The 12,335-nt window shown below is 69.4% G+C and carries 15 protein-coding genes; 9 read left to right on the top strand and 6 right to left on the bottom strand.

The features are described 5' to 3' along the window. Positions 1–70: 70 nt before the first annotated feature. The 6 genes from pgsA to ACT3UL_RS00275 all read left to right on the top strand — a co-directional run bounded on the left by pgsA (position 71) and on the right by ACT3UL_RS00275 (position 3,964). The gene (pgsA, locus tag ACT3UL_RS00300; RefSeq protein ID WP_444575998.1) at positions 71–664 is read left to right on the top strand and encodes a CDP-diacylglycerol--glycerol-3-phosphate 3-phosphatidyltransferase; all 594 of its coding nucleotides are present in this window, start codon (positions 71–73) and stop codon (positions 662–664) included. Beyond that, entirely contained in the window at positions 661–1,137 is a 477-nt protein-coding gene (locus ACT3UL_RS00295; RefSeq protein WP_444575997.1) for a CinA family protein, read from the top strand. The genes pgsA and ACT3UL_RS00295 overlap by 4 nt, the downstream gene beginning before the upstream one ends. A gap of 205 nt (positions 1,138–1,342) precedes the next feature. Continuing rightward, on the top strand, positions 1,343–1,648 hold the full coding sequence (locus ACT3UL_RS00290) for a helix-turn-helix domain-containing protein (protein ID WP_193116355.1): 306 nt from the start codon (positions 1,343–1,345) through the stop codon (positions 1,646–1,648). A gap of 1 nt (position 1,649) precedes the next feature. Next, positions 1,650–1,874, top strand: coding sequence for a DUF3046 domain-containing protein (locus ACT3UL_RS00285; protein WP_444576545.1), 225 nt, complete (start codon positions 1,650–1,652; stop codon positions 1,872–1,874). A 266-nt stretch (positions 1,875–2,140) separates the two neighbouring features. Next, positions 2,141–3,277 (top strand): recombinase RecA, encoded by a 1,137-nt coding sequence (gene recA / locus ACT3UL_RS00280; RefSeq protein WP_444575996.1) that lies wholly within the window; start codon positions 2,141–2,143, stop codon positions 3,275–3,277. Positions 3,278–3,280: 3 nt separating this feature from the next. Next, entirely contained in the window at positions 3,281–3,964 is a 684-nt protein-coding gene (locus ACT3UL_RS00275; RefSeq protein ID WP_444575995.1) for a regulatory protein RecX, read from the top strand. A 119-nt stretch (positions 3,965–4,083) separates the two neighbouring features. On the opposite strand, the gene ACT3UL_RS00270 is transcribed toward ACT3UL_RS00275, so the two are convergent. From ACT3UL_RS00270 to ACT3UL_RS00255, 4 genes are all read right to left on the bottom strand, one after another. After that, the gene (locus tag ACT3UL_RS00270) at positions 4,084–4,887 is read right to left on the bottom strand and encodes an amino acid ABC transporter permease (RefSeq protein WP_444575994.1); all 804 of its coding nucleotides are present in this window, start codon (positions 4,885–4,887) and stop codon (positions 4,084–4,086) included. 67 nt (positions 4,888–4,954) lie between these two features. Continuing rightward, on the bottom strand, positions 4,955–5,575 hold the full coding sequence (locus ACT3UL_RS00265) for an amino acid ABC transporter permease (protein WP_444576544.1): 621 nt from the start codon (positions 5,573–5,575) through the stop codon (positions 4,955–4,957). 156 nt (positions 5,576–5,731) lie between these two features. After that, on the bottom strand, positions 5,732–6,619 hold the full coding sequence (locus tag ACT3UL_RS00260) for a glutamate ABC transporter substrate-binding protein (RefSeq protein ID WP_444575993.1): 888 nt from the start codon (positions 6,617–6,619) through the stop codon (positions 5,732–5,734). A 95-nt stretch (positions 6,620–6,714) separates the two neighbouring features. Further along, on the bottom strand, positions 6,715–7,434 hold the full coding sequence (locus ACT3UL_RS00255) for an amino acid ABC transporter ATP-binding protein (protein WP_444576543.1): 720 nt from the start codon (positions 7,432–7,434) through the stop codon (positions 6,715–6,717). Between the two features lie 80 nt (positions 7,435–7,514). On the opposite strand from ACT3UL_RS00255, the gene miaB reads away from it, so the two are divergent. Then, positions 7,515–9,107, top strand: a complete 1,593-nt coding sequence (gene miaB / locus ACT3UL_RS00250) for a tRNA (N6-isopentenyl adenosine(37)-C2)-methylthiotransferase MiaB (RefSeq protein ID WP_444575992.1) — start codon at positions 7,515–7,517, stop codon at positions 9,105–9,107. Between the two features lie 85 nt (positions 9,108–9,192). Here the strand turns inward: miaB and ACT3UL_RS00245 are convergent, their stop codons facing one another. Next, positions 9,193–9,678 carry a YbjN domain-containing protein gene (locus ACT3UL_RS00245; protein WP_444575991.1) on the bottom strand — a complete coding sequence of 162 codons (486 nt, stop codon included), beginning with the start codon at positions 9,676–9,678 and terminating at the stop codon, positions 9,193–9,195. Between the two features lie 146 nt (positions 9,679–9,824). Here ACT3UL_RS00245 and miaA point away from each other — a divergent pair, with 146 nt between their 5' ends. Together miaA and dapF are read left to right on the top strand one after the other, a co-directional pair. Further along, positions 9,825–10,844, top strand: coding sequence for a tRNA (adenosine(37)-N6)-dimethylallyltransferase MiaA (miaA, locus tag ACT3UL_RS00240; RefSeq protein ID WP_444575990.1), 1,020 nt, complete (start codon positions 9,825–9,827; stop codon positions 10,842–10,844). A gap of 9 nt (positions 10,845–10,853) precedes the next feature. Continuing rightward, positions 10,854–11,702, top strand: a complete 849-nt coding sequence (dapF, locus tag ACT3UL_RS00235; protein ID WP_444575989.1) for a diaminopimelate epimerase — start codon at positions 10,854–10,856, stop codon at positions 11,700–11,702. On the opposite strand, the gene ACT3UL_RS00230 is transcribed toward dapF, so the two are convergent. Further along, complete coding sequence (locus ACT3UL_RS00230; protein WP_444575988.1) at positions 11,689–12,309, bottom strand: class I SAM-dependent methyltransferase; 621 nt, start codon at positions 12,307–12,309, stop codon at positions 11,689–11,691. The genes dapF and ACT3UL_RS00230 overlap by 14 nt on opposite strands. Positions 12,310–12,335 lie beyond the last annotated feature (26 nt).

Here is a 12,335-nt window from a genome sequence, read left to right as displayed (position 1 = left end):
CGTCACCCGACCCGGAGCGCGAGTTCCTCGACCGTCCGGCCCTATTCCACCCCGCGAGCACAGGAGCATCATGACCACACCCCGCACGGAGCCGGTGCCGCTGTGGAACATCGCCAACATCCTCACGATGGTGCGGTGCGCGATGGTTCCGCTGCTGGTGGTGCTCGCGGTCATGTACCCGGACACCGTCCCCGGCCGTCTGCTGGTGGCGGCCGTCTTCGTGGTCGCGATGATCACGGACTTCCTCGATGGATATCTGGCGCGGAGCCGGAACCTCATCACCGACTTCGGCAAGATCGTCGACCCCATCGCCGACAAGGCGATGACGGGCGCGGCGCTCATCATGCTCTCGATCTGGGAGTACGTGCCGTGGTGGATGACGATCCTGATCCTGGTGCGCGAGATCGGCATCACCGTCATGCGCTTCACGATCCTCAAGTACGGCGCCCTGCCGGCGAACATGGCCGGCAAGGCGAAGACGATGGTCCAGACCATCGCGATCACCTTCTGCCTGATCCCCTTCGAGCTGTGGTGGGAGCCGGCCCGGTGGATCGGACTGGCCCTGGTGCTGCTCGCCGTGGTGCTGACCGTCTGGTCCGGTCTCGTGAACCTCAAGGACGGCCTTCGTCTGCGCCGTGAGGCCCTCGCGGGCGGCGCGTCGTGAGCATCGGCCCGGAGGCGGTCATCGCCCGGGCCGCGGAGCGCGGGCTGATGATCGCCACGGCCGAGTCGCTCACGGCAGGTGCCGTGGTGGCCCGCCTGGTGGACGTCCCCGGGGCGAGCGCGGTGATCGCGGGCGGCGCCGCCTGCTACTCGTACTCGGCGAAGACCCGTGTGCTGGGCGTGGACGAGGGGCTGCTCCAGGAGCGCGGCGCCGTCAATGCCGAGGTCGCCGAGGCCATGGCGGAGGGAGCGCTCGCGCTGTATGACGCCGACCTCGCGATCGCCACGACGGGCGTGGCCGGGCCCGGTCCTGATGACCGCGGCGCGGCGGAGGGCACCGTCTGGTTGGGACTGGCCCGACGAGACGGCCCGGCCTCCAGCCGTGAACTGCATCTCAGCGGAGGCAGGGCGCGGATCCGGGCCACGACCGTCGACCTCGCGATCCAGATGCTCGCCGAGGAGCTCCCGAGCTGAGACCCCGTGCAGGTCAACGCGTTCTGCGTCGGGACCCGCGCGGACGGTCCCGCTGTGCAGACCTCTCAGGGATCCCTGGGATCGAGGCCACTACACTCTGGGGAACACTCTTGAGGTGTCGGGCGTTGTTCTGGACGTGATGACTTCTCTGCACCGCACCCCCGAGGTGTTCCACCAGTTCAACCAGAGGAAGGGAGGCAAGGCCATGGTCCTGTTCCGTCAGGAGCTCGGCGACGTCCTGCGCGATGCGCGCCGCAACCAGGGACGCACGCTGCGTCAGGTGTCCTCCGATGCCCGCGTGTCCCTGGGTTACCTCAGCGAGATCGAGCGCGGCCAGAAGGAGGCCTCCAGCGAGCTGCTGGTCTCCGTGACCGATGCCCTGGGTCTCCCGCTGTCCTTCGTGCTGCGCGAGGTGTCCGACCGGATCGCCGTCTCCGAGAACGTGAGCATCCCCGACACCGTGCCCGAGGGTCTCGCCGACGATGCGAGCCCGCTGGTCGGTGCCCACTGAGGTGCGTCGCAGCGAGTTCACGGAACTGGCCGACCACGTGTTCGGCCCGGTCCTCGCAGGAACGTATGTCCGGGACCTCGTGCTCGAGGGAGCCGGCGGCATGACCGCCGAGCAGGCGCTCGAGCACGGGGTTCCCGTGCGCCGGGTCTGGGTGACGCTGTGCGATGCGATGGAGATCCCCGAGTCCCGTCGCTGGGAAGTGCCGTTGGAGCAGCGCCAACGCTGACCGTTGCGGGCACGCCGCTGGACGGGTGCGCGCGCCACCGTGACCGACACGCCGCGACACGGGCGATGAGGTCGCGCATTCGAACGCCTGTTCGGTACAGTGGTTCTCGACGGTCACCCGGCACGACATCCGCGAACTCGCCTTTCCTCCCCACACCCCGGTCTTCCACAGGGGGTGCAGGGCGGCGGCGAATGTCGGGGGCCCCGCTTACTGTGGCCGTACGGTCAATACGTCGGCCCACCGGCCCCCTGGAAGGAACCAAGCACATGGCTGCACCGAAGTCTTCGAAGCCCGCCGTCACGAGGTCCACCGCGAAGGATCGTGGCTCCTCGCTGGACAACGCGCTCGCACAGATCGACCGCCAGTTCGGCAAGGGCTCGATCATGCGCCTGGGAGACGACACCCGGCCGCCGGTCGAGGTCATCCCCACCGGGTCCGTCGCGCTGGACGCCGCACTCGGCATCGGCGGCCTGCCCCGCGGCCGCATCGTCGAGATCTACGGACCGGAGTCGTCCGGTAAGACCACGCTCGCGCTGCACGCGGTGGCCAACGCCCAGCGCAACGGAGGCATCGCTGCTTTCATCGATGCCGAGCACGCGATGGACCCCGAGTACGCGAAGAAGCTCGGTGTCGACACCGACGCGCTGCTCGTCTCCCAGCCGGATACCGGTGAGCAGGCGCTCGAGATCACCGACATGCTGATCCGTTCCGGTGCTCTGGACGTCGTGGTCATCGACTCGGTGGCCGCCCTGGTCCCGAAGGCGGAGATCGAGGGCGAGATGGGCGACTCCCACGTCGGCCTGCAGGCCCGTCTCATGTCGCAGGCGCTGCGCAAGCTCACCGGCGCGCTGTCCGCCTCCGGGACCACCGCGATCTTCATCAACCAGCTGCGCGAGAAGATCGGTGTCTTCTTCGGCAGCCCCGAGACCACCACCGGTGGCAAGGCGCTGAAGTTCTACGCGTCCGTGCGCATGGACATCCGTCGGATCGAGACCCTGAAGACCGGCACCGATTCCGTGGGCAACCGCACCCGGGTCAAGGTCGTCAAGAACAAGATGGCCCCGCCCTTCAAGCAGGCCGAGTTCGACATCCTGTACGGCGAGGGCATCTCCCGCGAGGGCGGTCTGATCGACCTCGGCGTCGAGCATGGCATCGTGCGCAAGTCCGGTGCATGGTTCACCTATGAGGGTGACCAGCTGGGTCAGGGCAAGGAGAACTCCCGCCAGTTCCTCAAGGACAACACGGACCTGGCCGTGGAGATCGAGGAGAAGATCCTGCGCACCCTCGGCGTCGGCAAGTACGCGGCCGAGCAGGCGGCGCCCGAGGACGACGCGATCGACCCGATCGACGCGCCCCTCGCCGAGGACGAGTTCCTTGACGAAGACGTCCCCGCCACGATCTGATCCATGGCGTACTCGCAGGTCGACGTCGGCGGGAGTCGTGCTCAGAAGGGCATGACTCCCACCGCTGCCGATCCTGGTGAGATGCAGACCGCCTCGGAGATCCGCGGCGATCTCTCCCAGCGGACGCGGCAGATCCTCGACGCCCCGCGGCAGGCGCCCGACCCGTACGATGCCGCGCGGGAGAAGGCGATCGTCCACGAGTGCCGATATCTCATGCGCCTGCTGTCGCTGCGCAAGCGGTCTGCCGGGGAGATGCGTGACCGGCTCGTCCAGCGCGAGGTCCCCGCAGACATCGCCCACGAGGTCATGGCGCGCATCGAGCGAGCAGATCTCATCGACGATGCCGCCTTCGCCCGCGAGTGGGTGACACAGCGGCGCTCTGTGCGCGCCCTGGGGGACGAGGCGCTGCGCCGGGAGCTCGCCCGGAGGCGTGTGGAGTCCGACCTCATCGAGGACGCCCTGGGCAGCGGGGAGGACGACGAGGAGATGCGTTGCCGGGACCTGGTGCGCTCGCGGATCGGGTACCGCGATCGCGAGCAGCTGCGCAGCGAACGCGACGGCAGCCATCGTCGGCGGCTCTCCCGCCGCCTCGATGCGCTGCTCACCCGGAAGGGCTACCCAGGCTCCCTGGCGGTGCAGGTCATCGCCGCGGAGCTGCGAGCGGCAGCAGACCCCGCCGGCGACTGACTCTGCTGGCGTCTGGTCCTGCTGGCGACTGGCCCTGCCGGCGACTGATCCTGCTGGCGACTGACTCTGCTGGCGACTGATCCTGCCGGCGACTGGTCCCATCGCCGCAGGTGCCGGACTCACGGCACGGGCGGCGCGCCGACGACGGCGGCTCGGGCCGGAGCCCTGCGGGCGAGGCTGCTGCGACGCTGCACCCACACCGCGAGGCGCGAGAGGGAGATGTTCAGCGCGATGTACACCGCCGCACCGACCGCCAGCAACGGGAGCAGGTAGGCCGCATTCGTCAGGGCGTCCGAGACCCGGCTCACCCCACGCAGCAGCTCTGCATAGCCCACGATGTAGCCGAGCGAGGAGTCCTTGACCAGCACGACTCCCTGGGCGATCAGCGACGGGAGCATCATGCGCACGGCCTGCGGGAGCTGGATGTCGCGATAGATCAGGAACGAGCCCATCCCCACGGACTGCGCGGCTTCGGTCTGCCCTGCGGGCAGGGCCGTGATTCCGGCACGGAGGATCTCCGCGAACACCGCGCTGTTGTACAGGACCAGGCCGAACACCACCGCCATCAACGGGCTCGCCCCGGGGAGCACCAGGATCCCGAAGAACATCACCAGGATGACGGGCAGGCCACGGAACACCTCGATGATCCCCGTGGCCGTCCAGCGCAGCGGGGCGAACCTCGAGGCGCGCACGGACACGAGCGCCACCGCCAGCAGCGCAGCCAGCGGAAGGGCGATGACCGCTGCCAGCAGCGTGTTGCCCAGGCCGCGGAAGATCGCCTGCCACACGTGCCGGGTCTCGAACCCTGCGAAGTTCGTGGGGACGTCGACCAGCACCATCCACCGGTCATCGAACACGCCGTTGCGGGCGAAGAGGACGATGATCGCGACGGCGATCGCCACCAGCACGATGGTCAGGACCACGGAGATGCGGCGCTCACGCGCCCGCTCCTCGGGACCGGCGAGTCATAGAGAACAGGTCCGCTGGTGCTCATCGGGCGAACGCCACCTTCCGCTCGAGGTGCCCGGCCAGCTGGCCCAGCGGGATGCAGATGACGAGGTAGCACAGGGCCACCCCGAGCAGGATCGCGAGGACATCGGCGGAGTACACGTTGGTCAGGCGGCGTGACATCGCGAACAGCTCGAAGACGCTGAAGGCGCCTGCCACCGAGGTGTTCTTCACCAGTGCGATGAAGACGCTGATCAGTGGCGGGATCGCGGTCCGGAGGGCCTGGGGGAGCACCACGATGGTCAGGTTCTGCCGGAACGACATGCCCAGGGAGCGGGCCGCCTCCGCCTGACCCACCGCGACCGAGTTGATGCCCGAGCGCACTGCCTCGGCGACGAACGCCGTGGTGTAGCAGGACAGTGCGATCACCGCCGCCACCTTGTAGCCCACGGTGAACCCCATCGACGGGGTCACGAACACGTAGAAGAAGAACACGATCGTCAGCGGTGTGTTCCGCAGGAGCTCCGTGTAGCCGGTCGCAAGTGCCCGCAGCGGGGCATACGGCGAGACCCGCGTCCCGGCGATCAGCGTTCCGGCCACCAACGAGATGACGCCGGAGAGCGCGGCGAGGGTCAGCGTCGTGGTGAACGCGGTCCACAGCATCTCGTGCTCGATGACGAAGGTACCCACGGGCGACTCCTGGCAGGTCGTCGGGCCGGCTCAGAAGGCCGGCCCGATGGGATGGGGATGGGTTGGGATGGGGATGGGAAAAGGAAGGAACAGGGCGGGAGGGGACAGGGACGGACCGGTCAGCAGCGGTCAGTAGCGGTCGAGCTCCGGCGGCTCCGGGGTCGGGAGCACGGAACCGGCGGTGCCCTCCCAGGCCTTCGCCCAGGACCTGTCGTCGTAGGCCGCCTGGATGGTGTCGTTGAGGAAGGCTCGGAAGTCGTCGTCGCCCTTCGCCAGGCCGATGCCGTACGGCTCCTCGGTGAAGGTCTCGCCGTCGTTGACGAGCTTGAGCTTGTCAGGATCCGCCTCCTTGAACCCCGCGAGGATGACGTTGTCGGTGGTGACGACGTCGACCTGGCCGTTGGTCAGCGCCGCGACGCACTTGGAGTAGGTGTCGAAGGGGACCAGCTCGGCGTCGGGGTGGTTGTCCAGGATGTACTGGGCCGGGGTGGACCCGTCCACGGAGGCGACCTTCTTCCCGGCGAGTGAGTCCTCGCCGGTGACGTCCTCGTTGTCCGCGAGCACCAGGAGCGCCTGGCCTGCCACGTAGTACGGCCCGGCGAAGTCCACGACCTCCTTGCGGGTGTCGGTGATCGAATAGGTCGCCACGACGATGTCGACCTGGCCGCCCTCGAGGAACGGCTCGCGGTTCGCGGAGACGGTCTCGGACCATTCGATCTTCTCCGGGTCGATGCCGAGCGCGCCGGCGATGATCTTGCCCATCTCGACGTCGAAGCCGAGCGGCTTGCCGTCGGGGCCGGCCTGGCCGAAGAGCGGCTGATCGTACTTGGTGCCGATCTTGATGCTGCCGGCCTCGTTGAGCTTCGCCATGGTCGAACCCTCCGGGAAGTCGCCGGCCTCGACGTCGGCGACGGAGACGTCGTCCTTCTCGCTGCCGCCACAGGCGGCGAGGGTGGCCGCAGCGACGGTGCCGACGGTGCCGGTCAGGAAGAGACGACGGTTCAGGGACCTGCTCATGATGTTCTCCTTCGTAGGGTCAGTGCGGGTGCGGGTGCTGTGGCTGGTGCTGTGGAGCGGGAACGAGGACGGGAGCGGGAGCGGCCGACGAGGGGTCAGTGGTCGAGGATCTTGCCGAGGAAGTTCCTGGCGCGCTCCGTCTCGGGAGCGGAGAAGAACGCCCCGGGAGAGCGCACTTCGACGATGCGGCCGGCGTCCATGAGCACGACACGATCCGCGGTGCGGCGAGCGAAGCCCATCTCGTGCGTGACGACGATCATCGTCATGCCGTCCTTCGCGAGCCCGGTCATCACCTCGATGACCTCGCTGATCATCTCGGGATCCAGGGCGGACGTCGGCTCGTCGAAGAGCATCAACTTCGGAGCCATGGCCAGGGAGCGAGCGATCGCGACGCGCTGCTGCTGCACGCCGGAGAGCTGCGCGGGGAGCTTGTCGGCCTGATCGGCGACGCCCACCCGCTCCAGCAGCTCCATGCCGGTGCGCTCGGCCTCCTTGCGGCCGATCCCCTTGACCTTGATGGGGGCCACGGTGATGTTCTGCAGCACGGTCTTGTGGGCGAAGAGGTTGAAGGACTGGAACACCATGCCGACCTCGGAGCGCAGCCGCGCGAGCCCGGGCCCGGACGTGGGCAGGAGCTCGCCATCGATCCGGATCTCGCCCGCGTCGGTGGTCTCGAGCCGGTTGATGGTGCGGCACAGCGTGGACTTCCCGGAACCGGACGGGCCCAGCACGACCACGACTTCTCCGGCCGCCACCTCGAGATCGATGTCCTGGAGGGCATGCAGATCACCGAAATGCTTCTGGACGCCGGACAGGGAGACGAGCGGCGTGACGAGGGCGCCGCCGGAGGCGTCGACCTCATCGGCATGAGCATGCGCCGTATCCTGGATGCACTATGCCCCTCAGCTCCCTCGCCTTCGACCCCGCCGTGCCCGTCGGCCCCCGCAGTGCCCCGCGGGGCACGTACCAGGTGCGCACGTTCGGCTGCCAGATGAACGTCCACGACTCCGAGCGCCTCACCGGGATGCTCGAGGAGTCCGGGTTCGTGGCGGCACCTCCGGGCGCCGACGCCCGCCGCGGCGAGGTCGACGTGATCGTCTTCAACACCTGTGCGGTGCGCGAGAACGCCGACAAGAAGCTCTACGGGACCCTCGGCTCGCTGCGCCCGGCGAAGGATGCGAACCCGGGGATGCAGATCGCGGTCGGAGGCTGCCTGGCACAGAAGGATCGCGCCGCGATCGTCGAGCGCGCCCCCTGGGTCGACGTCGTCTTCGGCACCCACAACCTCGGCTCGCTCCCCGTCCTGCTGGACCGCGCCCGCCACAATACCGAGGCGCAGGTGGAGATCCTCGAATCCCTCGAGGTGTTCCCGTCCACGCTGCCCACCCGTCGGGAGTCCTCCTACGCGGCGTGGGTCTCGATCAGCGTCGGCTGCAACAACACCTGCACCTTCTGCATCGTGCCCTCGCTGCGCGGGAAGGAGAAGGATCGCAGGCCGGGGGAGATCCTCGCCGAGGTGCGCGACGTGGTGGCCTCCGGCGCCCTGGAGGTCACGCTGCTCGGGCAGAACGTGAACTCCTACGGCGTCGAGTTCGGCGACCGCGGGGCCTTCGCGAAGCTGCTGCGGGCGTGCGGGGAGGTCGACGGGCTCGAGCGGGTGCGCTTCACGTCCCCTCATCCGGCCATGTTCACCGACGACGTCATCGACGCCATGGCCGAGACCCCGACCGTCATGCCCCAGCTGCACATGCCGCTCCAGTCCGGATCCGACGACGTGCTGCGCCAGATGAAGCGCTCCTATCGCAGCCGGAAGTTCCTCGGCATCCTCGAGCGCGTGCGCGAGCGGATCCCCGAGGCCGCGATCACGACCGACATCATCGTCGGCTTCCCCGGGGAGACGGAGGACGATTTCCAGCGCACGCTCGAGGTCGTCGAGGCGTCACGCTTCTCCAGCGCCTTCACCTTCCAGTACTCGATCCGCCCCGGCACCCCTGCCGCGACCATGGAGGACCAGATCCCCAAGGAGGTCGTCCAGGAGCGCTACGAGCGACTCACCGCGCTGCAGGACCGGATCACCTACGAGGAGAACTCCCGCCTCGAGGGCAGCGTGGTCGAGGTGCTCGTCGCCGAGGGGGAGGGGGAGCGGGATCGCACGACCCATCGCCTCTCCGGCCGCTCCCGCGATCATCGACTGGTCCACCTCGCGCTCCCGCCCGATCTGCCCGCTGCGGACAGGCCGCGCCCGGGGGATCTCGTCACCGCCACGGTCACCCGCGCAGCGCCCTACTACCTCATCGCGGACAGCGCGCTCGCCGCCGAGGGCGGATCGCCCGGTCCGGAGCAGTTCTCGGTGCGTCGGACCCGCTCCGGGGATGCCTGGGAGTCCGGGACGGACGGAGCGGGCGGCGGATCCTCATGCGGGACGGGTGGCGCCGTCGTGGCATCCGGGCCCATCACCCTGGGCATGCCGAGCCTGCGTCGTCCCTGAGCCCACGCACACGAACGGCCGGCGCCCCGCAGGGCGTCGGCCGTTCGTGTGCGTGCGGAGCCCGTGGGAACCGCGGACCGCAGGCTCAGACGTCGAGCTCGTCCAGCTCGGCGCCGAGCCGCTCCTCGAGGCTGTGGAAGAACGCGATCACGGTGCTCAGCCCGCACTTGATCGCGCTGTCGACCTGGGAGTCCAGAGCGCCCGCGCGGAAGTCCGCTGCGAGCTCGCCGTAGACGCCGAGGAGCCCCTCGGACTCACGACGCACGTAGACCTTGGGCCAGATCCGGTTCATGTTCCACTCGTTGCAGAGCTTGACCATCTCGACCTTGCGGGAGAAGTCCACCGAATGGCTCCAGCGGCCACGGGTCTGCAGAACAGCCTGCTCCTCGCCGGACAGCATGAACTGGAACCGGTAGTCATCGAAGCGTGCCCGGAGGATCTCCGGGTGCTCATCGTCCTCGACGAAGGCATATCCGTGCCGAGCAAGGCTCTGCTCGATGCGGGCCATGGACATCGGGGCGAGTCCGTGAGTCGAATCCGGCAGTGCGGGGGACTCGTGCGGTGCAGTCACTTCCAACCTCAGGCAATGCAGTAGTCGTGGTGGAGCGCCCGGCGGTGCAGGGCCGCGGCTCACCCTACTCCCTTCCCCGGGGAACCAGCCTGCGACCAGGCGTGATTCGGCTGACCCTCGTCATCGGTGCAGGTAGTCTGCCGCGCATGGACAATCCTGCGACCGCGCGGCGCGATCCCTCCTCGCATCGGACGGGTCTCCGCGCAGGTCACGCCCCGCTCCCGGTGGTCGCCGTCGTCGGGGCCACGGCGACCGGGAAGTCGGATCTGGCGATCGCGCTGGCCCGGCAGCTCGACGGCGAGATCATCAACGCCGACGCACTGCAGTTCTATCGGGGCATGGACATCGGCACCGCGAAGGTGACCCGTGCCGAGCGCGATGCGGTGCCCCATCACCAGCTCGACGTCCTGGAGGTGACCCAGGAGGCGAGCGTCTCCGCGTATCAGGCGGCCTCGCGCGAGGCGATCGCGGAGATCCGCTCCCGGGGGAGGAGACCGATACTGGTGGGCGGCTCGGGCCTCTATGTGCGCGCTGCCCTCGACGAGATCGAGTTCCCGCCCACGGACGCGGACACCCGTGCCCACCTCGAGGCACGTGCAGCGGAGCACGGCACGGCCACGCTGCACGCCGAGCTGGCACGCCGGGATCCTGAGGCCGCGGCGAAGATCGGCCCGGGGGACACCCGACGCATCGTGCGCGCCCTGGAGGTCGGCGAGCTGACCGGTCGTCCCTTCGCCGCCTTCCTGCCGCGACCGGTCTACGCGGACCCCGGCACCGTGCAGATCGGTCTGAGCCTCGAGCGAGCCGATCTGCACGACCGCATCGAGCGCCGGGTCCGCACGATGGTCGAGCTCGGGCTGCTGGACGAGGTCCGTGCTCTGCGCGGCCGAGGACTGGAGCAGGGCCGCACCGCGCGACGCGCGATCGGCTACGAACAGGCCCTGGCCGTGCTGGACGGGACGATGAGCTGCGAGGACGCGATCGAGGCGACGATCATCGGGACGCGCCGCCTGGTGCGCAAGCAGGACACCTGGTTCCGCCGTGACCTCAGGGTCCGGTGGGTCGACGCCTCCCCGGACCCGCACGGCGACGGCGACGCCGTTCTCGAGCGGGCCCTGCACGTGATCCAGGATGCGGGCGGTCCGGACGGGCCCGCGGCGGCATAGGCTCGACCCATGACCGACAGCATGCGTTTCACCAAGGGCCACGGCACCGAGAACGACTTCGTCATCCTGGACGATCCGGACGGTGTCCTCGAGCTGTCCCCGCAGGCCGTCATCGCCCTCACGGACCGCCGGGCCGGCATCGGCGGCGACGGAGTGATCCGCGCCGTGCGCACCCGCGCCGCGGGGATCGATGCCCCGGCGGATGCCCCGGAATGGTTCATGGACTACCGCAATGCCGACGGCTCGATCGCGGAGATGTGCGGCAACGGGGTCCGCGTGCTCGCTGCGCATCTGCTGCGTGCGGGGCACGTGCACGAGGACAGCTTCGCCGTCTGGACCCGCGCCGGGGTGCGATCGATCGACGTCCTCGAGCGCCCGGACAGGGACGGTGCTCCCTGGTCGGTGCGCATCGGCATGGGGGCGAGCTCGGCCGCCCAGGGGGCGCGCACCGTCGAGATCGAGGGGCAGGCGCTCCCGGTCACGGACGTCGACATGGGCAACCCGCACGCCGTCGCCTTCCTCCCGGAGGGGATCGACCTCGAACAGCTCGACCTGACGCACCGGCCGTCCCTGGACCCCGAACCGCCCGCCGACGCCAACATCGAGCTCGTCGTCGAGCGCGGGTCCCGGCACGTGGCGATGCGGGTGTTCGAACGCGGGGTGGGGGAGACCCGCTCCTGCGGGACCGGGGTCGCGGCGACGGCCGTGGCAGCGGCCCTGCGCGCCGGGGACACCAGCGCGCAGCCCTGGACCGTCGATGTGCCCGGTGGGCGCCTGCAGGTGGGATGGACCGTGACGGGCGAGGTCACGCTCACCGGGCCGGCCGAGCTCGTCGCCGACGGCGTCACCCTGGTCTGACGGGACCCACCTCGAGCACCCGGAAGCCCTTCGCGCTCGCGACCTTCGCGACCTCGCGGTCGGGCAGCTGCTCGCCGAGCCAGCGAGCCAGCGGATCCGCTCCGAGGTTCTTGCCGACCACCAGCGCGGCAGTGCCCACCGGGGCGAGGCGGCCGGTCCACTCCAGCAGCAGCGCATGCAGGGCAGGCTTGCCGATCCGGATCGGCGGGTTCGACCAGATCGCGTCGAGCTCCAGATCGGCCGGTACCTCGTCCGGGGAGACGACGCGCACGTTCGTGAGGCCTGCCCGCTCGACGTTCTCCGCCGTGAGCTCACGAGCTCGCTCGCTGACGTCGACCGCCCACACCTCGGCATGAGGATGCGTGATCCCCGCGGTCAGGGCGATCGGTCCCCAGCCGCACCCGAGGTCGAGGATCCGTGCCCGCGCCGGCGGCATCGTGATCTCGTCGAGCCGGTTCAGGAGCACGGCGGTCGCCTTGTCGAGGCCGTGACCGCTGAACACGGAGGCGCTGGAGACCAGGTCGAGGTCGCGACCGGCCAGTCGCACCCGGAGCGGGAACCGCCGGGCATCGGTCGTCGGAGAAGGGGTGAAATAGTGCTCGTCCACCTGAGCAGGATACGGACTTCGGCGGC

This window comes from Brachybacterium sp. 107, assembly GCF_052379725.1.
Taxonomy (GTDB): Bacteria; Actinomycetota; Actinomycetes; order Actinomycetales; family Dermabacteraceae; genus Brachybacterium.
The sequence above is the reverse complement of the archived record's forward strand: the minus strand, read 5'-3'. Positions and strand labels throughout refer to the sequence as shown.